This is a genomic window from Nonomuraea guangzhouensis, assembly GCF_019396345.1.
In the GTDB taxonomy this organism is placed as follows: Bacteria; Actinomycetota; Actinomycetes; order Streptosporangiales; family Streptosporangiaceae; genus Nonomuraea; species Nonomuraea guangzhouensis.
The window spans coordinates 207,599-231,841 of the sequence record NZ_JAHKRM010000001.1; the positions used below are offsets into that span (position 1 = coordinate 207,599).

The 24,243-nt window shown below is 69.6% G+C and carries 19 protein-coding genes; 8 read left to right on the top strand and 11 right to left on the bottom strand.

Features of this window, described 5'->3' with window-relative positions:
• Window positions 1-85 precede the first annotated feature (85 nt).
• A complete protein-coding gene (locus KME78_RS00945) occupies window positions 86-1,693 on the bottom strand; it encodes an MFS transporter (RefSeq protein ID WP_219526759.1) in 1,608 nt (535 codons plus the stop codon).
• A 157-nt stretch (window positions 1,694-1,850) separates the two neighbouring features.
• Between KME78_RS00945 and KME78_RS00950 the strand changes: the two genes are divergently transcribed.
• Window positions 1,851-2,462 carry a TetR family transcriptional regulator gene (locus tag KME78_RS00950; RefSeq protein ID WP_308126758.1) on the top strand — a complete coding sequence of 204 codons (612 nt, stop codon included), beginning with the start codon at window positions 1,851-1,853 and terminating at the stop codon, window positions 2,460-2,462.
• Between the two features lie 13 nt (window positions 2,463-2,475).
• Here KME78_RS00950 and KME78_RS00955 read toward each other — a convergent pair whose 3' ends face one another.
• A complete protein-coding gene (locus KME78_RS00955) occupies window positions 2,476-3,054 on the bottom strand; it encodes a YqgE/AlgH family protein (RefSeq protein ID WP_219526761.1) in 579 nt (192 codons plus the stop codon).
• A gap of 83 nt (window positions 3,055-3,137) precedes the next feature.
• Entirely contained in the window at window positions 3,138-3,749 is a 612-nt protein-coding gene (locus KME78_RS00960; protein ID WP_219526762.1) for a TetR/AcrR family transcriptional regulator, read from the bottom strand.
• A 67-nt stretch (window positions 3,750-3,816) separates the two neighbouring features.
• Here KME78_RS00960 and KME78_RS00965 point away from each other — a divergent pair, with 67 nt between their 5' ends.
• Window positions 3,817-5,196 (top strand): MFS transporter, encoded by a 1,380-nt coding sequence (locus KME78_RS00965; RefSeq protein ID WP_219526763.1) that lies wholly within the window; start codon window positions 3,817-3,819, stop codon window positions 5,194-5,196.
• 257 nt (window positions 5,197-5,453) lie between these two features.
• Here the strand turns inward: KME78_RS00965 and KME78_RS00970 are convergent, their stop codons facing one another.
• From KME78_RS00970 to KME78_RS00985, 4 genes are read right to left on the bottom strand one after another with little or no spacing between them, the layout of a single operon-like run.
• Window positions 5,454-6,863, bottom strand: coding sequence for an NAD-dependent malic enzyme (locus KME78_RS00970; protein ID WP_219526764.1), 1,410 nt, complete (start codon window positions 6,861-6,863; stop codon window positions 5,454-5,456).
• Window positions 6,864-6,920: 57 nt separating this feature from the next.
• Window positions 6,921-7,550, bottom strand: coding sequence for a cytidylate kinase-like family protein (locus KME78_RS00975; protein WP_219526765.1), 630 nt, complete (start codon window positions 7,548-7,550; stop codon window positions 6,921-6,923).
• Window positions 7,551-7,559: 9 nt separating this feature from the next.
• Window positions 7,560-8,498 carry a tetratricopeptide repeat protein gene (locus KME78_RS00980; protein WP_219526766.1) on the bottom strand — a complete coding sequence of 313 codons (939 nt, stop codon included), beginning with the start codon at window positions 8,496-8,498 and terminating at the stop codon, window positions 7,560-7,562.
• Window positions 8,482-9,033 (bottom strand): MarR family winged helix-turn-helix transcriptional regulator, encoded by a 552-nt coding sequence (locus KME78_RS00985; protein WP_219526767.1) that lies wholly within the window; start codon window positions 9,031-9,033, stop codon window positions 8,482-8,484. The genes KME78_RS00980 and KME78_RS00985 overlap by 17 nt, the downstream gene beginning before the upstream one ends.
• A 232-nt stretch (window positions 9,034-9,265) precedes the next feature.
• Here KME78_RS00985 and KME78_RS00990 point away from each other — a divergent pair, with 232 nt between their 5' ends.
• From KME78_RS00990 to KME78_RS01000, 3 genes are all read left to right on the top strand, one after another.
• A complete protein-coding gene (locus tag KME78_RS00990) occupies window positions 9,266-10,627 on the top strand; it encodes a hypothetical protein (protein ID WP_219526768.1) in 1,362 nt (453 codons plus the stop codon).
• A 28-nt stretch (window positions 10,628-10,655) separates the two neighbouring features.
• Window positions 10,656-11,327 carry a DUF4230 domain-containing protein gene (locus KME78_RS00995; RefSeq protein WP_219526769.1) on the top strand — a complete coding sequence of 224 codons (672 nt, stop codon included), beginning with the start codon at window positions 10,656-10,658 and terminating at the stop codon, window positions 11,325-11,327.
• Between the two features lie 151 nt (window positions 11,328-11,478).
• Window positions 11,479-11,631, top strand: coding sequence for a hypothetical protein (locus KME78_RS01000; protein WP_219526770.1), 153 nt, complete (start codon window positions 11,479-11,481; stop codon window positions 11,629-11,631).
• 101 nt (window positions 11,632-11,732) lie between these two features.
• Here the strand turns inward: KME78_RS01000 and KME78_RS01005 are convergent, their stop codons facing one another.
• Window positions 11,733-12,917 carry an acetyl-CoA C-acetyltransferase gene (locus KME78_RS01005; RefSeq protein WP_219526771.1) on the bottom strand — a complete coding sequence of 395 codons (1,185 nt, stop codon included), beginning with the start codon at window positions 12,915-12,917 and terminating at the stop codon, window positions 11,733-11,735.
• Window positions 12,918-13,001: 84 nt separating this feature from the next.
• Here KME78_RS01005 and mce point away from each other — a divergent pair, with 84 nt between their 5' ends.
• The 3 genes from mce to KME78_RS01020 all read left to right on the top strand — a co-directional run bounded on the left by mce (window position 13,002) and on the right by KME78_RS01020 (window position 16,150).
• Window positions 13,002-13,451, top strand: a complete 450-nt coding sequence (gene mce / locus KME78_RS01010) for a methylmalonyl-CoA epimerase (RefSeq protein WP_219526772.1) — start codon at window positions 13,002-13,004, stop codon at window positions 13,449-13,451.
• A gap of 166 nt (window positions 13,452-13,617) precedes the next feature.
• Window positions 13,618-14,922 (top strand): DivIVA domain-containing protein, encoded by a 1,305-nt coding sequence (locus tag KME78_RS01015; protein ID WP_219526773.1) that lies wholly within the window; start codon window positions 13,618-13,620, stop codon window positions 14,920-14,922.
• Window positions 14,923-15,064: 142 nt separating this feature from the next.
• Window positions 15,065-16,150, top strand: coding sequence for an AI-2E family transporter (locus tag KME78_RS01020; protein ID WP_308126759.1), 1,086 nt, complete (start codon window positions 15,065-15,067; stop codon window positions 16,148-16,150).
• Window positions 16,151-16,165: 15 nt separating this feature from the next.
• Here the strand turns inward: KME78_RS01020 and KME78_RS01025 are convergent, their stop codons facing one another.
• The 3 genes from KME78_RS01025 to KME78_RS65860 all read right to left on the bottom strand — a co-directional run bounded on the left by KME78_RS01025 (window position 16,166) and on the right by KME78_RS65860 (window position 24,180).
• Window positions 16,166-16,990 carry an alpha/beta fold hydrolase gene (locus tag KME78_RS01025; RefSeq protein WP_219526775.1) on the bottom strand — a complete coding sequence of 275 codons (825 nt, stop codon included), beginning with the start codon at window positions 16,988-16,990 and terminating at the stop codon, window positions 16,166-16,168.
• A 180-nt stretch (window positions 16,991-17,170) separates the two neighbouring features.
• Window positions 17,171-17,932: an SDR family NAD(P)-dependent oxidoreductase gene (locus tag KME78_RS01030; protein ID WP_219526776.1), complete on the bottom strand. Its 762-nt coding sequence runs from the start codon at window positions 17,930-17,932 to the stop codon at window positions 17,171-17,173.
• A 116-nt stretch (window positions 17,933-18,048) separates the two neighbouring features.
• Entirely contained in the window at window positions 18,049-24,180 is a 6,132-nt protein-coding gene (locus KME78_RS65860) for an RHS repeat-associated core domain-containing protein (RefSeq protein WP_219526777.1), read from the bottom strand.
• Window positions 24,181-24,243 lie beyond the last annotated feature (63 nt).

Here is a 24,243-nt window from a genome sequence, read left to right on the forward strand (position 1 = left end):
TTCCCGGCCGAGACGGCCGAGCCCACCCCTTGGACACGCGTACGGCCCCCGCCACCAGGCGAGGGCCGTACGGACGACAAAAGGCTCAGCCGATGTGCACCGGCGCGCCCTCGCTCTTGCGCCCGGCCTTGACGAACAGCGTCAGACCCGCGGTCAGGATCGCGATGCCGGTGCTGACCAGGAAGGCCAGGTGCATGCCGTCCATGAACGCGTTGTGCACGGCCCCGCCCACCAGTTGCTGGAGCTGCTGCGGAGTGCCGGGCGGGAGCCCGCCGAAGGCGGCGGCCTTCTCCAGCAGGGGAAGCTGGTCCGCCGGGATCGCCTTGGCCGCCGGGCCGAGGTAGCCGGGCAGCTTGCTGGAGATCTCGGACGCCATGACGGCGCCCAGGATGGCGGTGCCGAGCGCGCCGCCGACCTGCATGGCCGACTGCTGCAGGCCACCCGCGACACCGCTGAGCTGGATCGGGGCGTTGCCCACGATGATCTCGGTGGCGCCGACGAAGACCGGCGAGAGGCCGAAGGCCAGCAGCACGAACGGGACGGCGCTCTCGAAGAACGTGGCGTCGATGCTCAACTGCGACATGAGGAACATCGAGGTCGCGGTGATCAGCAGACCGGCGGCCATCGTGTACTTCGCGCCGATCTTGCCGATCAGCATGCCGGCCAGCGGCGAGGCCACGATCATGCCGGCGCTCATCGGCAGCATGCGCAGGCCCGCGTCCAGCGGGGACAGGCCGTGAACGCCCTGGAAGAAGAAGCCCAGGAAGAACATCGCCCCGAACATGGCGAACGCCACCATCATCATCAGCACGGTGCCGATGGAGACGGACCGGTTCTTGAACAGCGACAGCGGGACCAGCGGCTGCTTGGCCTTGCTCTGCCAGAAGACGAAGGCGGCGATGAGCACGACGAACCCGGCGATGAAGCTGAGCGTCGTGCTGTCGCCCCAACCCCACTCGGGGGCCTTGATGATCGTCCAGACGAGCGAGAACATCGCGCCCGACAGCAGCACCACGCCGAGCCAGTCGATCCTGGCCAGCGACGGGATACGGTTCTCCTTGATGAGGAAGATGCCCATGACCAGGGCGATGATCCCCACCGGCGCGTTGATGAAGAAGACGGACTGCCAGCTGACGTTCTCGACCAGGACGCCGCCCACGATCGGGCCGGCCGCGCTGGACAGGCCGATGATGGCACCCCAGGCGCCCATGGCCGCGTTCAGCTTCTCACCGGGGAAGGCACCGCGCAGCAGGGCCAGGGCGGCGGGCTGGAGAAGGGCGCCGAACAGGCCCTGCAGCACCCGCAGGCCGATCAGCGCGCCGATCGGCGACACACCCGGGACGATGTCCGCCAGCTCCTGGCTGAGGCCGATGCCGATCGAGGACAGCGCGAACCCGGCGACACCGATCAGGAAGACCCGCTTGTGCCCGAAAAGGTCACCCAGCTTGCCCGCCGTGATCAGGAACACCGCCAGCGCCAGCAGGTAACCGCTGGTCACCCACTGCAGGTCGGACAGCGATGCGCCCAGGTCGTGCTGGATGGACGGATTGGCGATGCCGACCACGGTGCCGTCGAGCATGACCATGATGACGCCCAGGCAGACCGCCAGCAGCACCAACCACGGATTGCCGCCGGACCCCGTCTCCCCGGGGCCGGGCGACGACGGCGCCTCGACCGTCCTCGCGTTAGCCATGAGATCCCCCTCAGTACGTACCGCCCCACACCGGGGCATAAGTCACTTAAGCCTCAGGTAATCTATGGCAGTCGCTGACAGATGACAAACGGCTTTTATTTGACGGCGTATGACTTATGACACACCATGACAGGAAAGTTTCTAGGGAGTGACGCGTGTGGGTCTAAGGGAACGCAAGAAGGAGAAGACGCGCCTGGCGATCCTCGACGCCGCGCTCGACCTGTTCCTCGAACAAGGGTACGACTCGACCACGGTGGACCAGATAGCGGGGTCGGTCGAGATCTCCCCGCGGACGTTCTTCCGCTACTTCACCAGCAAGGACCATCTCGCGCTGTGGTTCCACGACCACGGCGAGGAGATCATGCTGGAGACCCTGCGGAACCGCCCCGCCGACGAGCCCTCCTTCACCGCGCTGATCCAGGGGTTGCGCGCGGTCGTCCGCGACATGGAGGGATCAACGCCCGAGGACACGGCAAGATTCCTGAAGTTGCGGCGGCTCATGGAGGAGAATCCGCATCTGGTGGGCCAGTCCGTCGCCAGGGGCGCGGCGACCGAGCGCCGCCTGGCCGTCGAGATCGCCGCCCGCAGGAACGTCGACGTGACCACCGATCAGCGCACCCACCTCATCGTCGCGTTCGCGATGTCGATCCTGCGGGTCGGGTTCGAATGCCCGCACCGCGAGGTGACGGATGTGCGGATCCTCGTGGAGCGCATGGAGGAGACCCTCGAACTCGCCCAGAACGCCTTCCGCCCCGGCTGGGACGTCTAGTTCGGCGTCGCATCTAATTCAGCGTCGGATCGTCCGGGCAGGTCGCCACGAAGGCCAGCTCGCCCGGCTGCCGCCGCAGCACGTTGCGCCACAGCGAACCGGGGTCGGTGTGGAAGGTGTCGCCCGCCTCCGAGTCGACGACGTACCAGGCCCCTTCGGCGATCTCGCTCTCCAGCTGCCCGGACGTCCAGCCCGCGTATCCGGCGAAGATCCGCATCTGCGCGATCTCGCCCTGCAGGATCTCCGGCGGCGCGTCCAGATCAACTGTGCCCAGCCGGGAGACCGCGGGCGTGCCCGCGTGCAGCCTGCGCCAGCCCAGCGGCTCCTGACCGCTAGGCACCGCCGCCAGCGCCAGCGCGCTGTCGGTCTGCACCGGACCGCCCTCGAACAGCACCGATGGCCCGGTCACCAGGGGGTCCCACACCGGCAGCACCTGCGTCACCGAGATGTCGCTCGGCCGGTTCAGGACCACGCCGAGAGTGCCGCCGTCGACGTCGTGTTCGAGGATGAGCACGACGCTACGCCGGAAGTTGGGGTCGTCGAGAAGCGGCGTCGCCACCAGTAAACCGCCGACGTAGATCGCTTCCGCCATACCTCCATCATGAAGGGTCAACCCCGCATCTCGCTCCCCTACCACCCTGTTGTTACTTTCTGCCACCATATGGGCACTAGACGTCACTCCACGAACGCGCCATTGCGAGCCGCCACCAGAGCGCGAGCCACCGATCGCTCAGCCGTCTCCTTGTCCACCGGCTCCCGCGTGACCAGCAGTCGGTAGTACAGGGGGGCCGAGATCGCCCTGATGACCTCTTCGCCGTCGGTGCCCTCCGGGAGCTCGCCGCGCCGGACCGCAAGATCGATCGACTTGGCCCATTCCCTGATCCGCCGGTCATAGAAGGCGCTCAGGGCAGCCGCCGCCTCGTCGTCGCAGGTGGCAGCGGCGATGACCGCCTGAAGTGTGGGGCCGAGGCGTTGGTCCGTGATGGCGTTCAGGACACCCAGGGCGTTGGCGCGCAGGTCCTCCTCGATGGTGCCGGTGTTCGCGTGGGCGGCCGACTGGTCGGCCAGCTCCGTCATGAGGTCGGCCACCAAGCCCGCCGTACCGGTCCAGCGGCGGTAGACCGTGGTCTTGCCGACGCCCGCGCGGGCGGCCACCGCGTCCATGGTGAGGCCGTGGAAGCCATGGAGCACCAGCTCGTCCTGAGCGGCCTCCAGGACCGCCGCCCGGACCCTTGCCGTACGGCCACCGGGGCGCACCGTCCCAGCCAAACGGGAATCCTGTTCCATTAAGCCTCCTCAGCGTGCTACCGTCATCCCCATCTTAACGGAACAAAAGACCCATTAGGGGGATGACATGACCGTGACCTCGCAAGCCGTCCGGATGACGGGGCGGCAGCGGCTGGTCCTGGTGCTGTTGCTCGGATCCCAGTTCATGCTCGCCGTCGACTTCTCCATCCTGAACGTCGCGCTGCCGGTGATCGGCGCCGGGCTCGGGTTCGAGCTGGCCGACCTGCAGTGGGTGGCGACCGCGTTCGCGCTCGCGGCGGCCGGGTTCACGCTGCTGTTCGGCCGGATCGCGGACCTGTTCGGGCGGCGCCGGTTGTTCCTGGGCGGGATGGCGTTGCTCGGGCTCTCCTCACTGGCCGGCGGGCTGGCGACGTCGCCCGGCCTGCTCCTGGTCGCCAGGGTGGCCCAGGGGCTGGCCACGGCCGCCGTCACCCCGGCCGGGCTGGCTCTGCTGACCACCACGTTCCCTGAGGGGCCGCTGCGGGCACGGGCGCTGGGGCTGAACGGGGCGCTGATGTCGGCCGGTTTCACCTCGGGCGCCATCCTGGGCGGGCTGCTGACCGACCTGCTGAGCTGGCGGTGGGCGTTCTTCGTGAACGTTCCGGTCGCGCTCGCCGTCCTGGCCGCCGCCCCGGTCCTGCCCGCCGAGAGCCGCCCCGCGGACCGGCCCAGGATGGACCTGCCGGGCGCGGTGACGGTGACCGCGGGCCTGCTGGCGCTAGTGTTCGGGCTCACCCGAGCCGGCGAGCACGGCTTCACCGACCCGGCCGGGATCGGTGCGCTGCTGGCGGGGGCCGTCCTGCTGGTGACGTTCTGGTTCGTCGAACGGCAGGCGCCCGCGCCGCTCGTACCGGTGACGATCCTGGCCAGGCCCACCGTGAAGTGGGGCAACCTGGCGGGGCTGGTCGCGTTCGCCACGGAGACGTCGCTGGTCTTCCTCATGACGCTCTACCTGCAGAAGGTCCTCGGCTACTCGGCCCTGGCCACGGGACTGGCGTTCGGCGTGCTCGGCCTCGGCACGGTGCTCGGCGGGATCGCGGCCCCGCGCGTGCTGTCCCGCCTCGGCAACCGCCGGACGCTGGCGGCCGGCTTCCTGGTGCAGGCGGCGGCGACGGCGGCGTTGACCCTCCTCGGCCCGGAGGCGGGCTGGATCTGGCTCCTCCTGGTGGCCACCTTCATCGGCGGCGTCGGCAACATGCTGGCGATCGTCGCCTTCATGGTGACCGCCACCTCTGGCCTGCCCAGCTCCGAACAGGGTCTGGCCACGGGCCTCGCCACGATGACGCAGCAGATCGGCATCACCATGGGCATCCCGGTCATGAGCGCGATGGTCACGGCCGCCATGGGCACGATCCTCCAAGGAGTGACGACCGCAGTCCTGATCAACGCGGCCCTGGTCCTGGCCATCGCCGCCCACACCGCGATCAGAAGGGAAGACCGCCTGTGAACGAGGCCTCGCTACGCCACTTCCGCGACCGCACCCACGGCCAGGTGACGACCCACGGAGGCCCTCTTCGCCACCGGCCGACTACCGCATCATCCCGACGGTCTCGAAAGAGCCGCCACCGGCCCAGAAGACGCCGTAACGGCGCCCAGCCACCATCCGGTCAGCGGCCGTCTTCCTGGAGGCCCTCAGCCCTGGTCGGCGGGTGGCGGTGGGGGCGGCTGTGCCGTAAAAGAAAATCGCTTCTGTGCCGTTGAAAATCAGGCCTCGGTGAAGCCCCTCGCACGCCCGCCCGCCGAGTCGCGGACGGCGGCGGCGACCGCGGTCGCCACGTCCGGGTGGAACACGCTCGGCACGATGTAGTTGGGGCCGAGCTCCTCCGGAGCCACCACGGCCGCGAGCGCGTGCGCCGCGGCCAGCAGCATCTCCTGGCTCACCTCGGTCGCCTGCGCGTCGAGCAGACCCCGGAACACGCCCGGGAACGCCAGCACGTTGTTGATCTGGTTGGGATAGTCCGACCGCCCGGTCGCCACCACGGCCGCGTGCTCGCGGGCGTCGTCCGGCGACACCTCGGGCTCCGGGTTGGCGAGGGCGAACACCACCGCGTCGTCGGCCATCGTGGCGATGTCCGCGCCGGTCAGGATGCCCGGTGCGGACACCCCGATGAACACGTCGGCGCCCTTGAGCGCCCCGCGCAGGTCACCCGAGTAGCCCTCGGCGTTGGTGTGGTCGGCGATCCAGCGCAGCGACTCGTCGAGGTCGTCGCGGCCCTTGTGCACGGCGCCGAGGTAGTCGCAGACGACGACGCTGCGCGCGCCCGCCGCCAGCAGCAGGCGCAGCACCGCGTTGCCGGCCGCGCCCGCGCCCGCCATGGCGATCTTGACGCCCTCGATGGGCTTGCCCACCACGCGCAGCGCGTTGGTGAGCGCGGCCAGCACGCAGATGGCGGTGCCGTGCTGGTCGTCGTGGAAGACCGGGATGTCGAGCAGCTCACGCAGCCGCCGCTCGACCTCGAAGCAGCGCGGCGCGCCGATGTCCTCGAGGTTGATGCCACCGAAGCCCGGCGCGATGACCTGGACCGTACGGACGATCTCGTCGACGTCCTGCGTGTCGAGGCAGATCGGCCAGGCGTCGATGCCCGCGAAGCGTTTGAACAGGGCCGCCTTGCCCTCCATGACCGGCAGCGCCGCCTCCGGGCCGATGTTGCCCAGCCCGAGCACGGCGGAGCCGTCGGTGACGACGGCGACCGTGTTGCGCTTGATGGTCAGCCGCCGCGCGTCCTCCTTGTTGCGCGCGATGGCCATCGACACACGCGCCACACCGGGGGTGTAGGCCATGGACAGCTCGTCGCGGTTGCGCAGCGGCACCTTCGACACCATCTCGATCTTGCCGCCGAGGTGCATGAGGAAGGTGCGGTCGGAGACCTTGTGGATGACGACGCCGTCGACGGACTCGAGCTGGTCGACGATCGCCTGCGCGTGGTCGGTGTCCCGAGCCGCGCAGGTGACGTCGATGCGCAGCTTCTCGTGGCCCGCGTTGGTGACGTCGAGCGCGGTGACCACACCACCCGCCGACTCTACGGCGTGGGTGAGCTGGCTGACGGCCTTGCCGCCTGCGGGCACCTCAAGTCGCACGGTGATGGAGTACGACACACTGGGGACGGTCGCCACGTCAAATGCTCCTTCGGGACTGACCAAGAAGTTCTCCCATGGTAGGGGGAGTTCGGGTCAGTCGAGTGCCTCGGCCGCGATGGCTATCAAATCCACGCAGGTCGACACAGGAATACTCGTACTATCGATGACCAGGTGATATAGGGAGGGATCCGCCGGGTCGGCACGGTAGAAGTGGCGCACGTAGGCGGTGCGCGCGCGGTCGTTGTCCTCCACGATCTTGCGCGCCTCACGCTCGCTGAGCTCGCCCAGCGTGGCGGTCTGCCGCACCCGGCGCTTCAGCGGGGCGTCGAGCCTGACGTGCAGCGCGCCGGGATGGTCGGCGAGGACGACGGCCCCCGCCCGGCCGAGGAAGACCCCGCCCTGACCGCGCGCCGTGTCCTTGAGCAGGCGTTCGGTGCGGCGGACGAACTCCTCCTGCGCGATCGGCATCGCGCCGGGGACGTACATGTCGACGCCGCCGAAGGTGACCGTCGGCAGGCGCATCGCGCCGGAGAGCAACCGGCCGAGGCCGTGTTCGGCCCGGTCGTCGTGGGCCAGCGCCTCCTCCAGCGTGCAGCCCAGCTCCTGGGCGACGGTGCTGGGGATGGCGCGGTCGACGAAGGGCACGCCCAAGCGCTCGGCCACGGCCGGGCCGATGTGGCTGCCGGCCGTGCCATACGTCGCCGAGATCGTGACGACCCGCATAGGTCCAGGTTAGAACAGCGCGCTGGACAAAGCTCTACGTGCCTTGGCCAAAGAAGGGTCTTCTGCGGGTAGCGCCTCGAACAGACCGAGCAGGTGGCGCCGCGCCTTGTCGCGGTCGTCGCCCGAGGTGCGCTTGACCACACCGATGATCCGGTCGAACGCCTCGTCGATCGAGCCCGACAGCATCTCCAGGTCGGCCGCCAGCAACTGGGCGTCGATGTCGGCCGGGTCCTGCATGCGACGCTGCACGTCAGCGGGGTCGACGTCGGCCGTCCGCTTGATCAGGCCGACGCCCGCCAGCCCCATCTTCGCGTCCTCGTTGCCCGGCGTGCGGGCCAGCAGCCGCTGGTAGGCCGCCTCGGCCGCGTCGAGGTCGCCCTTGTCGACGGCCTCCTCGGCGGCCAGCAGGTCGGGATCGGCGGGCGGCCCGGCGGGCTCGTCCTGCCGATCACCCGCATCCGCCGGCCGGGCGTCGGGGTTGGCCTGGTAGAACTGCTCGACCGCGCCCATCAGCTCGTCGAGCCAGCGGCGCACCTCCTGCTCGGGCAGCACCTGCTGGAAGCCGGTGACGGCCTGCCCCTGGAAGATGGCCAGCACGGTCGGCACCGCCTGCACCCGCAGCGCCTGCGCGATCTGGGGGCTGGCGTCAACGTTGACCTTGGCCAGGATCGCCCGGCCGCCCAGCTCGCCGACCACTTTCTCCAGCACCGGGCTGAGCTGAGCGCTGCCGGGCGCACGCGGAGACCAGAGGTCGAGGACGACCGGCACGCTCATCGAGCGGTCAATGACCTCGGTAGTGAACGTCTCCTCGGTCACGTCGACGATCGAGCCCGACGTGGCCGCCTGGGGACCCCCGGCCTCCCGCCGGGCCTGTGCCTCGAGTGCCTGCTTACGCGCGCCCAGGTCTATGGCTCCGTAGAGCGACCCGGGCCTAGAGAAGTCCGCCATGCTCATCATCTTGCCGCATCGACGCCGTGGAGAAGTCACCCGCCGCCACCCGTAGCGTGCGCAGCCCGTCGAAGAGCTGCCGCAGCTCGTCCTCGCCGTACATGGTCAGGCCGAAGTCCGCCGCCATCAGATCGGCCGTGGCCCGCCGTACGACGTCGCGCCCCGCGTCGGTGATCTCGGCGAGCACCCCGCGGCCGTCCTCCGGGTTGGGCATCCGGCAGACGAAACCCGACTTCTCCAGCCGGTCGATGGTGTTGGTCACACTCGTCGGGTGCACCATGAGCCGCTCTCCGATCTTCCACAGCGGAAGGGCTCCGGTCCTGCTGAAGGTCAGCAGCACCAGGGCCTCGTACCTGGCGAAGGTCAGGTCGTACGGCTTGAGCAGCGAGTCGAGTTGCGACAGCAGGATCTGGTGCGCTCTCATGATCGAGGTGACGGCGGCCATCGCGGAAGAAGCCCCGAAGTGAGCGCGCCACGACTCCGCGGCACGGTCGATGGGGTCGAACGGCAGATTGAGCGGCTTCGGCTGCGACACAGCGCTACGGTAGCGCGCCGCTCGTCCTGATTAGTATGATTACGCAGAGCGATCGGACTCACGGCTTGACCAAGAATCCGGACGCCAATCATCACGCTCCGTTATGGTTCTCACATCGAATGGTGACGCGGAAGCCAAGTTCACTCGCCGTGGGGACCGGCCAGGACTTGCCTCGCTTCCGCCGCACCGACGGGGCACGGGGGGTGCTTGGTGAACTTCAATGGAAAAACGGGTGCGTGAGCACGCGGGCGTTTCACGTGAAGAGTTGAAGCAGAGCGCGGCCGTAACGGTCGCCGTGCTCCTTGCTCTCGGCTTGATCGCGGCGTGGAGCGTCCTGATACCTGGCGTGGACGCGTGGGAAAATATCGTGGCCGCGGTCATCGGTTCGCTCCGGCTGACCGGTCCCGTGGCCGCCGCCTTCGCCGCGTGGGTGGCGATGCGCAAGCGCAGGGCGCTGCGCGGCCGCTCGTTGACGACCTGGCGGGCGCTGAAGGCGCCGCTGGCGATCGTCGTGGTGGTGCTGGGCTCGTTCGGCGCGACCGTGCTGGTCCTGGCGGTCAAGACGGTGCTCACCGAGCAGTCGGGACGGCTGAGCCTGGCCGGGCTCGGCGTGGGCATGGCCGGGCTGGCGCTCTACTCGGTGATCGGCTGGATCGCCGGCTGGCTGCTGCCCAGGGTCTGCACGCCGCCGCTCGCCGGGCTGGGCTGCTACGGCCTGTTCACCTGGCTGGCCGGCGGCAACGGCTGGGCCGACAAGCTGGCGCCCGGCACGGGCGAGCCGTACGACCTGTTCCAGGGGCTCGGCGGCGCGGCGTTCCTCGACCAGACGCTCTGGTTGCTGGGCGTCACGGCGGCGCTGCTGCTCGGCTGGGCGGCGGTGGTGACCAGGCAGGCCCTGGTGCTGGCGTGCGCGCTGCTGGCCGTGCTCGCGGCGGGCACGGGGGTGGCGCGGCTGCTGGCCGCGACCAAGCCCGCCGCCGCCCAGGAGATCGCCTACAGCTGCCAGGACTGGCCGATCACGGTCTGCCTGCATCCGGGCATGCGCGCGGGCCTGGCCGAGCTCGGCGCGGCCTTCACCCAGATCGCCTCGCGCCTGGCGGGCACGCCCGCCGCCTTCACCCGGGTCGAGCAGCGGCCACTGGAAGAGCCCTTGCAGCCGTCCACCGGACTCGCGCAGATCCACGTGCCCGACCTGTCGGCGGGCTTCGCCGACGAGGCCGTCTACGAGTACGTCGAGTCGCTGGCCACCCAGTGCCCCGACACGCCCGGCGACGGCTACCGCGAGATCGTGGTGGCCTGGCTGCGCGGCGAGCCGCTGCCGGGCGGCCCGCTGCCGGAGCACCAGTACGCGGCGGCCTGGTTCTCCGGGCTGAGCGAGCATCAACGGCGCGAGTGGCTGCGCATGTTCTTCAGCGATTTCCAGGCGTGCAAGCTGTCGAGCACCCACTTCGGCGGCGGGCCGGCGGGGGCGGCGGCGGCCCCGGTGGCGGCCTCGACCGGCTCGCCACAGGTCTATCCGGTCTATCCGAATCCCAGCGACGAAGAGCGGTCTGCCGACTGGGGATCGGAGATGTCACCAAAAAGCTGGCAATGATGATCCACGGTCGGGTAGTCACAGTCGCATGACGACTTCCCATACGGCGCCCCCCGCGGTCACCCCGCGGCGGCGCCGCAGGTGGCGATATCTGGCCGGTTTCCTGGTCGTGGCGGTCCTGCTCGTGGTCGGCGGCCGGCTGGCCTGGACCTGGCTCAACCCGTTGGGCGAGCAGACCATCGACCGCAGCCAGCCGGTTCTCCTGCAGTCCATCAAGGACCTGAGCCGGTTCGAGGCGGCAACCGGCAACTTCCAGGTGGTGGTCGACCTGGAGAAGGACGCCCGCTTCCTGCCCGACGCGGTCAAGGGCACCCGCACGCTGTTCGTGGGGGCGGGCAACGTGGACGCCTACGTCGACTTCTCCGCCATGGGGGCCAACGGCGTGACGGTCAACAAGGACCGTACGGAGGCCACGATCCGCCTGCCCCGCGCGCAACTGGAGAAGCCCAACCTCGACAACCGGCGTTCCTACGTCTTCGCGCAGCAGCGCGGGCTGCTGGACCGCGTGCAGGGCTTCCTGTCGTCGTCCCCGAACGACCAGCGGGAGCTCTACGTACTGGCGGAGACCAAGATCGCCGAAGCCGCGTCGTCCAGTGACCTGCGCGCCCGAGCAGACGCCAACACCAAGGCCATGCTCGAAGGGATGCTCAAGTCGCTCGGGTTCACCAAGGTGACGGTGAAGTTCGCCGACCAGCCCTAGGTGCCTTAGGTCCTGCGACCGGCGCCCTAGGTAGCTCCGCACATCGACCTAATGCCACAGATAGGACATCCGCCCGATGTGATGGCAGGGGCCTTAGGAGCAATCTGGAAAGTGCCAGGGAAAAGGACCGCAAGAAACCGGGAGCACTCGGATGAACGCCGAACTCGAATACGTCGTCATGAAGAACCACGCGGAGGAGCTCCGCGAGGCCGCGGCCCAGCACCGCCGGGCACGCGAGGCGCAGAAGGGACAGAAGGCCGAGCGTCGTCACCGCTCGGTGTTCGCCAAGCTCCTCTCCTCATGACCACCGCAAGAAAGCCCGGCCGCAACCTCCCTCGCGGCCGGGCTCACCAACCTCCATAGACGCACATCAGGGGTGAGAGCCGAGCTCTCACCCCTGACGCGTTACGCGGGTACGCGGATGATGAGCGCGTCGCCCTGGCCGCCGCCGCCGCACAGCCCCGCCGCGCCCAGGCCGCCGCCCCGGCGCCTGAGCTCGTGGGCCAGCGTGAGCACGATGCGGGCGCCCGAGGCGCCGATCGGGTGGCCGAGCGCGATGCCGCCGCCGTTGACGTTGACCTGGTCGAGCGGCACGCCCAGCTCCTTCGCCGACTGGAGCACCACGCTGGCGAACGCCTCGTTGATCTCCACCAGGTCGAGGTCGCCGACGCTCAGGCCCTGCTTGGCCAGCGCCTGCTTGATGGCGTTGGCCGGCTGCGACTGCAGCGAGGTGTCGGGGCCGGCCACGTTGCCGTGCCTGCCGATCTCCGCCAGCCAGGGCAGACCCAGCTCCTCGGCCTTGGCCTTGGACATCACGACCACTGCGCAGGCGCCGTCGGAGATCTGCGAGGCCGAGCCGGCCGTGATCGTGCCGTCGGCGGCGAACGCCGGCCGCAGCCGGGCCAGCGTGTCCACGGTGGTGTCACCGCGGATGCCCTCGTCCTCCTTGACGACCACCGGCTCGCCGCGCCGCTGCGGGAGCTCCACCGGCACGATCTCGTCCTCGAAGACGCCGTTCTTGGTGGCCGCGGCGGCCAGTTGGTGGGAGCGGGCGGAGAGCTCGTCCTGCTCCTCGCGGCCGATGCCGAGGCGGCCGTTGTAGCGCTCGGTGGACTCGCCCATCGCGCACTGGTCGAACGCGCAGAACAGCCCGTCGTGCGCCATCGAGTCGAGCACCGTGGTGCCGCCGTACTTGACGCCCTTGCGCAGGCCGGGCAGCAGGTGCGGCGCGTTCGTCATCGATTCCATGCCGCCCGCGACCACGATGTCGAACTCGCCCGCGCGGATGAGCTGGTCGGCCAGGGCGATGGCGTCGAGCCCCGACAGGCAGACCTTGTTGATGGTGATCGAGGGGACGGTCATCGGGATGCCCGCCTTGACCGCGGCCTGGCGGGAGGGGATCTGGCCCGCGCCCGCCTGGAGCACCTGGCCCATGATCACGTACTCGACGGCCTCAGGCGCGACTCCGGCACGTTCCAGTGCGGCCTTGATGGCGATGCCGCCGAGCTCCACGGCGGGCAGCCCGGACAGGGCGCCGAGCAGCTTGCCTATGGGCGTACGAGCTCCGGCTACGATGACGGACCCAGACATGGCGACGGCCTCCTGTGCGCGCGAGGGGTTCTTTGACACCATACCCACGAGTAGGTGCACGCTCGCTATGGAGGCAGGCCACACATGTTCATGCGGATCGACCACATCGGGATCGCCTGTCACGACCTTGAGGCGAAGATCGCGCTATTCTCGGACACGTTCGAGTTGACCGTCGTGGCACGCGAGGTGAACGAGGAGCAAGGGGTCCGGGAGGCCATGCTCCACATCGCCGACGGCGAGGGCGGGAGCTCCTACATTCAGTTGCTGGAGCCGCTGTCTCCCGACACGCCGGTGGGAAAGTTCCTGGCCAAGCGGGGCGAGGGCGTGCACCATGTGGCGTTCGGGGTGCCGGACGTGGCCGAGGCGATGGAACGGTTGGCGGGTAAGGGCGTGCGGTTGCTCGACGAGCGCCCGCGACACGGCTCGATGGGGTCGGAGATCGCGTTTGCGCACCCCAAGGACGTGGGAGGGATGCTCACTGAGCTGGTGCAGGCAGCCGGAGCTCCGGCAAACGTCAAAACCGATCGTATGTAACTAGTCACGCAGATAGTCCGACGGGGCTTCTCAGGCGGGGCTGGCGGAGTACGCTGGCTTTCCACCGGACAAGGCGCCTGCCGCGAGGCACAGGCTCCTGGCTCGGCTGTCCCGAACCCCCCGTCCGGCCCGTGTAGCCGTCTCGACAACCCAGGATCGAGCCTCCATGCAGTCCGACATCGACGCCCAGCTCAACAACTTCTTCGAGGATGCCCCAGCACGCGAGTTCGACGTCGTGCTCCGTGGTTACGACCGCCATCAGGTTCACGATCATCTGAAGCAGCTCGACGGTGAGCTTCGCCAGTCGCGCGAGCAGGTGACGTCCCTGCAGCGCGATCTATCCGACTCCCAGCGCCAGTTGCAGGAGCAGGAGCGCCCGACCTACTCCGGTCTCGGCGCCCGCATCGAGCAGCTGTTGCGCCTCGCCGAGGAGCAGGCCACCGAGCTCGTCCAGGCCGCGAGGTCCGAGGCCAACGAGATCAAGGCCGCCGCCAAGGTCGAGGCCGCCGACGTACGGGCCGCCGCCGAGGCCGAGGCCGCCGACAAGCGGGCTCAGGCGACGCGCGAGAGCGACGAGATGCGCACCAGCGCCGAGCGCGACGCGGAGGAGACCCGCTCGACCGCTCGTAGGCTGGCCGACGAGCTGACCAACACCACCGAGCGCGAGGTCGCCAAGCTGCGGGCCACCGCCGACCACGAGGTGGCGGAGAAGCGGGCCGACGCCGAGCGCGAGATCGCCAAGCTGCGCACGACGACCGAGCGCGAGGTGGCGCAGCTGCGTGCCTCGACCAAGCGCGAGCGCGACGAGGTGCTGACCACCGCCAAGCGGCAGGCCGACGAGATGCGCGCGCAGGCTCAGCGGGTGCTGGAGGAGTCCGAGGCCAAGCGGGCGCAGGACGAGGCGGAGTTCGAGATCCAGCTGGCCTCCCGCCGCGAGGAGGCCGAGCGCCAGGAGGCCGAGCGCCACGCCACCGCGCAGGCCAACACGCAGAAGCTGGTCGCCGAGGCCGAGCAGCGCGCGGCCACGGCCGAGTCGCGGGCCACGAAGGCCACCCAGCAGGCCGACCAGACCAGGCGCGAGGCCGACCTGCACGCCAAGCAGCTGGTCGCCAACGCTCGCAAGAGCTCCGAGACGATCGTCTCCGAGGCCAAGTCCAGCGCCGAAACCATCGTCACCGAGGCCAAGAACGACGCCGAGCGCACCCGCACGGCGATGCAGCGCCAGGTCGACGAGCTCACCCGCCAGCGCGACAGCATCACCAGCCACCTGGCGCAGCTGCGTCAGCTGCTCGGTGGCGCCGCTCTGCCGGGCATGGAGCCCGAGCCCGCGGTCACCGCGGCCCCGCCGAAGCCGGCGATCGCCGCACCGGTCACCGACAAGCCCGCCCCGGCCGCCGCACCGGCACCGGCACCGGCGCCGGCCAAGGCCGAGACCAAGGGCGAAGACGACGCGGAGTGGTGGCAGGAGTAGCCGCCACCGAGGTCGACTACACGGGGGTTGGCTGACGGTTGAAGAGAGCCTGGTGACCTTGGGGTCGCTAGGCTCTCTTTGTCGTTCCATAGGCCATATGTCAAAAACTGCCGTGGTTTGTCGTGATCTTCCAGGAGCCCCCGTGTCCGCAGAAGCCGAATCCCCTGCCGTGGAGGACGTCGCCAAGCCCCCGCCATACGCGCTGCCGCTCAACCGGGGGCCGTTCCTGTTCGGGCTGGTCGGCGGGCTGGGCGTGCTGACCGCGATCGCGCTCGCGCAGATGGTGGTGCGCTCGCTCAGCGTGATCGTCCTGGTCGTGGTGGCGATGTTCCTGGCGGTCGGACTGAACCCGGCCGTGGAGGCGCTGCAACGGCGCGGACTGGCCAGGCGCTGGGCGATCTCGATCGTGTTCGCCGGGGTCATCGTGGCGTTCGCGCTGTTCGGGCTGGCCGTGGTGCCGCCGGTGAGCAAGCAGCTGACCGAGTTCATCGCGGCCGTGCCCGGTTACGTGACCGAGCTCAGCAATCATCCGACGCTCCGGCAGCTCGACGCCGATTACCAGATCCTGCCGAAGGTGGCCACGTTCGTCACCAGCCAGCTGGGGCCCTCGCTGGCCAGCGGGGTCGTGGGGGCGGGGCTGGTGGTGCTCGACGGCGTGTTCACCACGGTGACGCTGCTGGTGCTCATGCTCTACTTCCTCGGCTCCCTGCACACGATCAAGGCGTACCTGCTCAAGCTGGTGCCGGCCTCCCGGCGGGAGCGGACCAGGGAGATCAGCGAGCAGATCCTCGACGGCATCGGCGGCTATGTCGCGGGCAACGTCCTCATCTCGGTCATCGCCGGCGTGCTGACCTGGATCTTCCTGTCGGTCATGGGCGTGAAGTACGCGCTGGCGCTGGCGCTGGTGGTCGCGCTCACGGACCTGATCCCGCTCGTCGGCGCCACCATCGGAGCGATTCTGGTGACGGGGGTCGGGCTGCTCCAGTCGCTGCCCGTGGGACTCGCCTGCGCGGTGTTCTTCGTGATCTACCAGCAGGTCGAGAACTACCTGATCTACCCGCGCGTCATGAAGCGCTCCGTGGACGTGACGCCGGCGGTGACGGTGATCGCCGCGCTGTTCGGCGGCGCGCTGCTCGGCATCGTGGGCGCGCTGGTGGCCATCCCGGTCGCGGCCGCCATCGCGCTGATCATCCGCGAGTTCGTCCTCCCCCGCCAAGCACAGGCCTGACCGCGGCGGTGGCAGTCAGCGAGGTGGTGCCGCGCCGCCGAGTTCGGAGTTGAGGAACTCCGCCACGGCCGCGTTGAACGCCTCCGGCTGCTCGACCGCCGACAGGTGACCGGCCTTCGGAATGATCTCCAACCGCCCGTCGGGTACGGCCCGCGCCATCGCCTCCGCGTCGGCCACGGTCGCCAGCTCGTCCTCCTCCCCCACCACGACGAGCAGCGGCACCTTGAGCGCGGCCAGCGTGTCGAACGAGTCGGGCCGCCCGGCCATGGCCCGCTGCGCCCAGGCCACCGCACCGGGCGGAGCCGACTGCACGAGCCCCTTGACCCGCCCGAACACCATGGCCCTGCGCTCCTTGGTGGTGGGCCCGATCAGCGCGGGCAGCACCTCCGACACGAGCACCGCGCTGCCGTCGGACAGGACCGCGTTGGCGATGCGCTCCCTGTTCGCGCGGGCGGGCTCAGGGTCGGGAGTCGCCTTCGTGTCGGCGAGTATGACGCCCCGCAGCCGATCAGGGTGGCGGCGGCAGAACGCCATCGTCACGTAGCCGCCCATCGACAGCCCGCCGACGACCGCGCGATCGATCCCCTCGCCGTCGAGCATCCTGGCGACGTCGTCGGCCATCACCTCGACCGACGGCTCTTCCTCCCCCAGCCGCGACCCACCGAAGCCGCGCAGGTCAGGTGTGATCACGCGACACGACCTGGCCAGCCCCTCTCGCTGCGCCAGCCACATGGCCGACGAGAGCGGAAACGCGTGAAGCAGTACGACCGGGAGTCCCGTTCCGGCTGATCTCGTGTAAAGCTGCACGCACGATAATGTAGACCTCTTTTGTCCTTCCATCACTTCTCGGCTTATGCCGATATTGCCTCGTGTGCTGACCGCTTTCTGTTACACCAGTCTTTTTTACGGCCGGCAGTGGCCGGCCCCAACCGCCATACGTGGCCGGGGCCCGTCCAGGGACACGCTCCTCCGGCTCCCGTGCCGGGCGCCGTGACGTGCGCGTTCTTCACCATTGCCGCCCTATCCGATGGCCGTCGCGCCCCCGTCGATGAACAGCACCTGCCCCGTCATATACGCCGATGCCCCACTCGCCAGAAAGACCGCGGGATGAGCCATTTCCTCAGGTGTTCCCCAGCGACGCATCGGGACACTGGACACCGTCGCCTCGTTCGACGCTTCGTCTTCCCACAGGTTGCGGTTGAGACCCGTGGCGGTCCAGCCGGGACATAGCGCGTTGACCCGCACCCCGGCTCGCGCCCATTCCACGGCCAGAGTTTTGGTCAACGCCACGACCGCCGCCTTCGCCGCCGCGTAAGGGGCCAGGAAAGGCGCGCCCAATGCCGCAGCCGACGCCACGTTGATGACCGAGCCGGTGCCTCTGTCCAGGAGGTGGGGTGCCACCGCGTGACAGACCGCCATGGTCGAGTCGAGGTTGAGCCGGAGGAGTTTGTCCCAGCCGGACAGCCGGAGATCCTTGAACTCGACGAGGAAGTTCGACCCGCCGGCGTTGTTGACCACGATGTCGAGGTGGCCGAGCCCGTCGATCGCCGCCGCCACGGCGCCCGTGGCGGCGTCGCGGTCGGTGAGGTCGGCGGGCAGGACGACCGCGCGCCGGCCCAGCGCCTCGATCTCCTTGGCCACCTCGGCCAGGGGTTCGGGCGAGCGGGACACGAGCGCCACGTCGGCCCCGGCCTCGGCGTACGCGAGCGCGATGGCCCGCCCGATGCCCTTCGACGCCCCGGTGACCAGAGCCTGCTTACCGCTGAGATCGAACGCGCCCACGGGATGCCTCCTCGCCTCGGAACCGAACAAGATTCTATGGACTGGGTGCCTGGAAACGCCACCGGCGCGGGGCCACGAGGGCCCCGCGCCGGCACGTCATCGGCAGGAGAGAGGTGCTACCCCAGCCCGCCCAAGAGGGTGTCGATGGTGTCCACGATGTTGTCCACGATCTTCTGGCTTCGGGCACCCAGTTCGGCGATCGCGCCGGACCTCTTGGTCAGCTCGATCTCCTCGTTCTTCCAGAGCTGTTTCTCCGCGCTTCCGGAGCCCGCGCGATCCGGGAGGCGCGTCGGAGGTCGCCCTTCGGGGTACATCCGGCCGTTGCCGTAGACGGTGTAGGACTGGGTCTGCTGTGTCGAGCCGTCGTTGCGGTAGACCTGGCTCGGCCTTGGCTGCGCCGGCTGCCGGCTCGCCTTGGGCGGCGACTGCCGCTGTACCGCTCTTTGGCTGGTCGGCCGGTGTGCCGGACGCTGGCGTGCCTGCTGGATCCCGCGTGGGAGCCGGCCGGCCCGGTGGTTGCGCGCCCTGGCCGCCGCCGCGGCCCGCCTCTTCGCCGCCGCCTCAGCTGCCTTTCTCCTGGCTTCCCTTCTCGCCGCCGCGGCGGCCCGTCGTTTCGCCGCAGCAGCCGCGGCCTTTCTTATCTTCTCGGCGGCCTTCTTCTTGGCCGCCGCCAAGGCCCGCTTCTTGGCCGCCTCAGCGGCCTTCTTCTTGGCCAGCTCCAGGGCCTTCTTCCTGGCCAGTGCCGCGGCCCGGCGCTTGGCCGCCGCGATGGCCGCGCGCCTGGCAGCCGCCCGTGCTGCCGCGAGTGCCGCCCGCCTGGCGGCCGCCTGCGCCAGCTTCCTGGCGATGATCCTGGCCGCGATCCTGGCCGCGATGCCGACGACGATCCAGAACAGCTGCCCGTCGGGGTCGCTCATGCTGACGGGGCTGTTGTTGGCGTAGGCATAGGCGTTGAGCTGCTGCGGGTCCTCCTCGTCGATGATGGGGTCGACCGACAGGAAGCGGCCGTTCTTGGCGTCGTACTCACGGGCGCCCAGGTGGACCAGCCCGGTCGTCGGGTCGTTCCCGCCGCCGACGAACCCGCGCTGCCCCGGCCACCACTCTGGTGGAGATCCCCGGTCCTCGCCGAACGGCGTCATCCTCCTGATGGCCACCGCCCCGCTCCCGGCGTTCACCGCGGCCTGCGCGGTGCCCTGGTGGTCGTTGGCCAGGAAGTAGACCTGGTTGTCCGGTGTGCGGACCGCGATGGCCTCGCCGTTGATGGTGTAGTAACGGGTCTGCTCGACCGCGTCCTTGGCGAAGTCGAAGCGCAGCTCCATGTCGTCGATGTACAGGGTGGCGTCGGTCGTGGTCTTGCGCAGCAGCCGCTCGCCGTCCGCGTCGTACACGAACGAGGTGCTCTTGCCCGCCTCCGTCACCGACTCCAGGTTGCCCTCGGCGTCCCAGACCAGGGTCTGGTCCGAGTTACCGACCTTGCGTCTGGTGGTGTTGCCGGCCTCGTCGTAGGCGAACACGTCCGCCCCGACCGCCTGCAGCGCGTGCGGCTGCTTGGCGCCGGCCGCCGGGAAGGTGGAGGTACGGACGGATTCGGCCGCGCCGCCCCAGGCGTGCTTGGTCTCCTTGATCCGGTTGCCGGTGGCGTCGTATTGGTAGCTGACCGCGTAGGGGGCCACGCCGCCGATCTTGTCGGACTGCGGGGTGCCGCTGGCGCAGTCGTCGGTGGCCGTCCACGCCGAGGTCATGCGGCGCAGATGGTCATACTTGAAGCACTGCGTGTCCTGGCCGCTCGCCTGCTCGGCGACCTTGGTGATGTTGCCGACCGCGTCGTAGGTGTAGTTGAGGTCGAGATCGGCCGCGGTGGCGCTCTCCCTGTCCAGCCGCATCCTGGTCAGCCTGCGGGTGGACTCGTCGTGGGTGTAGGTGAGCCAGGTCTTCTTGCCTCCGGCGCCCAGCTCGTACTGCAGGGTCTCGCCCAGCTTGGAGTAGCGGGTCGCGGTGACGTACGACGACAGGCCGGTGACCTTGGTCGGCTGGCTGAGCTCGTCGTAGGAGTAGACGACCGACTCCTCCGCCAGGCCGCCACCGGCGGGGAAGCTGACGGACTGGACCTGGTCGTCGAGCGTGTAGCGGGTGTTGAGCTGGTACGAACCGGCCAGCTTGCCCTCCCGCTCGGGGACGGTGACGGTCTGGCGCAGCGTGCGGTAGCTGGTGTCGATGGCGTTGATCTCCGCCTTGTACGCCTGCCCGCCCACGTAGCGGATGCTGGCGTTCAGGTGGCCCTTGGCCAGCGCGTCGTACTTCCACTCGGCCAGCAGAGTGCCGGTCGCGGAGTCCGCCCGCATCTCCTTCTTGCGGCCCAGCTCGTCGTAGACGTACCACAACGTCTTGCCGCGGGAGTCAGTGGTGCTGAGCAGCTCGTCGGCGTCGTTGTAGGTCATCGTGGTGACGCCCTTGTCGGGGTCCTCGGTCTTGATCTCCCGTCCGCGCAGGTCGTAGTGGTGGCGCCACACGTTGCCCGCCGGGTCCGTCACCGTGGACAGCTGGCCCGCGTGGTCGTAGGTGTACTTGGTGGCCTCGTACTCGCCGGTCGGGGTCGCGCCCTTGTACTGGCGCAGCTCGATGAGGCGGTCCTCGGCGTCGCCGATGCGGGTCGTCGCGGTGCCGCCCGGCGGCGGCGTCACGTGGATCCGGTCGCCCTCCTGCGTGGAGGACACCCGGAACTTCTCCACGCCCTTCGCCTTGAGAGCCTGGGCGCTGACGTCGCCGGTGCCGTCGAAGGTCGACACGACCTGGGTCGGCACGTCGGCGTCGGCCACCGCGAGCAGCTCGGTGGAGGGCGCCCCGGTGGCGAAGTAGCCGGTGTTGGACTTCACCGTCTCGCCGAGCGAGTTGTAGATGGTGTCGGTGATCGTGCGTCCCTCACGCAGCGCGGGGTCCTGCGTCTGGGTGTCGAGGGGCGCGGGTTCCTGGGTCTGCCGCTCGCGCAGCAGGCCGTCGTACAGCTCGTAGCTGGTGGTGTAGGCGCCGTCCGCGCGCAGCGTCTTCGTGGTGACGACGCTGGGGCCGTCGTTGCGCATCTGGTAGGAGTACTCGGTGCTGGGCGACTGCCCCGCCGACTTGCTGCGGTCGGGCTGCCAGACCTTGACCAGGCGGCCGATCGCGTCGTGCTCCATGTCGACGCGGCGGTTGTTCGCGTCGACCTCGGCGATGGGCTCGCCCCAGGCCGGTTCGAGCAGGGTGCGGTCGACGTGGCCGAGCTGGTTGGTCTCGACGATCTCCGTCGCGGGCGCGCCCGCGGCCGGGGTGTAGGTGGTGACGGACTTGGTGCCGACCGCGTCGGTCTCGCTGGTCTCGCGGCCGTAGGTGTCGTAGGTGTGGGTGCTGTCGGTGCTCGCCGTGCCGTCCCCGGTGACGAGCTGGACCGCGGTCACGTCGCCCTTGCTCGGGGCCTGGCCGTACGCCTTGTTGTCGTACTGGACCCGCTGGTCGGAGATCACCTCTTCGGCGGCCAGCTTGGACACTCCGGTGCCGCAGCCCGCGGCGACCTTCTGGATCCTGCTGGTGTAGTCGATCAGCCAGGCCGTGTCGTCACGGGCGTAGGTGTAGCGGGTGCACTGGTCGTCGTCGGTGCTGGCCAGGTCGCCCTTCTCCTCCACCTGGCTGAGCAGGCCCTTGGCGTCGTACGCGCGCTCCTCGCCGGTACGCCGCCACTTGCCGCCGCTCAACGCGGTGCGGGTGACCATGGACTTGGGCTCGACCATGTACGCGGCCTTGGTGACGCCGCTCTGCGTGGACTCGGCGGTCTTGAGCGACCACGGCTCCTCGGCGGTCGCGGTCAGGATGGACCCGCCGTCACCGTCGTAGAGGATCTCCTCGCGTTCGAACCCGGACAGCTGGTCCAGGTCGGCCAGCTTGACGCCCTCGGTGTCCACCACCTCGGCCGTACGCTTGGAGCCGTCGGCCTGCTTGTCGCCGTCCATGCCCCGGAAGTACCTGAACTCCGTGAGCGTGCGCTTGGTGTCCTGGCCGTCGCCCTCGCGCACCCGGACCCGGCCGAACCCGCGCCAGTCCGACCACGTCCGGTGCTCGGGCTTGACGAGGATGTTCTCGGCGTAGCGCCAGGCGCCGCCGTCCAGATACTCGTAGTCCTTGACCACGTTCGGCGAGCCGGCGACCCGGTCGGCCTCCACCGTCTGCGTCACCACGTACTTGTGGAACCAGTCGGTGACCTCGGTCTCGTTCGCCGGGGCCCAGCGCTGCGGGAAGCAGCGCCTGTTGTTCTTGTCGGCGGCCGGCACGTCGCCCGGCTTGCAGTCGGCCGGCGCGTAGTTGACGCGCAGCTCGCCGCCGCTCTCGTTGTTCACCGACTGCACGCGCCACTTGACGAGCGGGGCGCGGCCCTCGTTGGCGTCCACCCTGTTGGGCAGCTGGACGCCGGTGAAGGTGACCTTGGGCAGCGTGATCGTGCCGCCGACCAGGCCGCTCTGCTGGATCGAGGCCAGCCACAGCGACGGGCTGAGGCCGTCACCCGTGGCGGGGAACTGGTGCGTCAGCGTCCAGGAGTCCACCGGGCAGTACTGCGCGCCCGCGCACTTGGCGGTGTCGGTGTTGACCACCTGGGTGGTGACCTTGGTCAGCCGCTTACGCGTGAAGAACGTCGGCGACAGGCGGTCGGTGCACTTCACGCCGGAGTCGCAGATCTGGTCGAACGGGACGTCCGGCCAGCTGCTCGCGGTCTCCTTCTTGAGCTCGGCGGCGGCGCAGGTGATCGTTCCGCTGGGGAGGCAGCGCTCGGCCACGTCGAAGACCACGCGGGCCGCGGGCGCCTTGGTGAACAGCTCGCCCTTGAGGTAGCCGTAGTCGATGCGGGAAAGGTAGCCGCTCCGGTTGTACACGGTGCCCAGTTCGGGCTTCATGTTGCGGCCGTAGTAGTTGTTCTCGAGCGCGTACCAGTACGTGGTGGCGTTGCCGTGGGTGTCCACCGCGTAGTCGAGGTTCCACCGGTAGGCCTGCTGGCACCAGGCGTTGGCCGGAGTGCTGTTGTAGCAGGGCTCGCCGCTGTTGTTGCCGAACACCGGCACCGTCTGGACCGACTTCGTCTCCGGCTTGCCGGTGACCCAGCCGGGCAGGCGGTTCAGGCCGAAGGTGAACTGGGTGCCGTCGGCCGCGGTGACGCGCCAGTATTCACCGTTGTTGTCGCCGTTCACGGCGCCGGTGAGGTATTCGATCCGGGTGCCGTCGTCGCGCTTGGGGCGCCACTGCTTGGTGGTGGCGTCCTTGACCAGCTCGACGGCCGAGTTGCCGAGGGACAGGGTGGCGTTCTCCTGGTCCCAGCACAGGTCGCCGGTCTTCTTGCCGTCGATCATGCAGGACTTGTAGCGGCGTTCGACGTAGCCGCTGGGGTTCAGCTCGAAGCCCTCACCCGCCCAGGACGGCTGGTTGTTGGTGGAGGCGGTGCGGCCGTCCACGCTCTGGGAGGAGTAGTCGAGCGACAGGTCCGGCTCGTCGCCGCCCAGCGCGGGCGGCGCTCGCAGCTCGTACCCCCAGGTGAAGTCACCCGACTGGGCGCCGACGCTCCACTGGGCCGAGGGGGCGAGCGAGGTGGCCCCGTGGTCGCCCGCCGACCCGGAAGGCGCCGCCGCCACCGCGTACAGCGCGGGCATGTCCACGTCGGCGGTCAGGGTGCCCGCCTTCGTGTCGTTGTCGCCGGGCACCGGCTCCGGCTGCGGGCAGCCGGTCGCGGTGGCGGTCAGGACGCATTCGTCCAGCCGGACGAGCCGCAGCCGGGCGCCGTAGTCGCCGCCGTAGGCGTAGCGGAAGCCGGAGTAGTCGATCGCCAGGCGGGTCTTCCCGCTCTTGGCCGTCAGTCCCTGCCCGGGTGACACCCGCAGGGCGAGGCCGAGCAGTCCGGCCCGCTGCGTCTGAGCGGGGTCCAGCAGCTCGACGCGGGCCGGGTCGGGGGTAGCCGCCTTGGCCGTCTTCGTCCCCTTAGGCGCGGCCAGACGGATCGGGAAGGTGGTGGCGTCCAGCGTCTTGGCCTGCGCGTCGCCGGTCGCGGTCAGCTCGACCGTCTGCGCCTTCGGCCAGGTGATACCTGGTGGCGCCTTCCACGCCTGTTTCTGGGCCGGATCAGCCTGAGGGGGCAGCACCGGGACCTTCTGCCCGCGTACCGGGGTCTCCTTCTGCACGGTCGGGGCTGAGCGGCCCGCGGCCTGGGCGGGCATCGCGGACACCAATGTGCTGACCATGACGACGGACAGGGTGGCCGCCAGTCGTCGGGGCCATGACGACCGTTTCAGTGGTTGCTGTAA

Coding starts and splice junctions, on each gene's coding strand:
- KME78_RS00945 (WP_219526759.1), bottom strand. CDS start 1,693: ATGGCTAACGCGAGGACGGTCGAGGCGCCGTCGTCGCCCGGCCCCGGG.
- KME78_RS00955 (WP_219526761.1), bottom strand. CDS start 3,054: ATGGCGGAAGCGATCTACGTCGGCGGTTTACTGGTGGCGACGCCGCTT.
- KME78_RS00960 (WP_219526762.1), bottom strand. CDS start 3,749: ATGGAACAGGATTCCCGTTTGGCTGGGACGGTGCGCCCCGGTGGCCGT.
- KME78_RS00965 (WP_219526763.1), top strand. CDS start 3,817: ATGACCGTGACCTCGCAAGCCGTCCGGATGACGGGGCGGCAGCGGCTG.
- KME78_RS00975 (WP_219526765.1), bottom strand. CDS start 7,550: ATGCGGGTCGTCACGATCTCGGCGACGTATGGCACGGCCGGCAGCCAC.
- KME78_RS00980 (WP_219526766.1), bottom strand. CDS start 8,498: ATGGCGGACTTCTCTAGGCCCGGGTCGCTCTACGGAGCCATAGACCTG.
- KME78_RS00995 (WP_219526769.1), top strand. CDS start 10,656: ATGACGACTTCCCATACGGCGCCCCCCGCGGTCACCCCGCGGCGGCGC.
- KME78_RS01000 (WP_219526770.1), top strand. CDS start 11,479: ATGAACGCCGAACTCGAATACGTCGTCATGAAGAACCACGCGGAGGAG.
- KME78_RS01005 (WP_219526771.1), bottom strand. CDS start 12,917: ATGTCTGGGTCCGTCATCGTAGCCGGAGCTCGTACGCCCATAGGCAAG.
- mce (WP_219526772.1), top strand. CDS start 13,002: ATGTTCATGCGGATCGACCACATCGGGATCGCCTGTCACGACCTTGAG.
- KME78_RS01015 (WP_219526773.1), top strand. CDS start 13,618: ATGCAGTCCGACATCGACGCCCAGCTCAACAACTTCTTCGAGGATGCC.
- KME78_RS01025 (WP_219526775.1), bottom strand. CDS start 16,990: ATGGAAGGACAAAAGAGGTCTACATTATCGTGCGTGCAGCTTTACACG.
- KME78_RS65860 (WP_219526777.1), bottom strand. CDS start 24,180: ATGGTCAGCACATTGGTGTCCGCGATGCCCGCCCAGGCCGCGGGCCGC.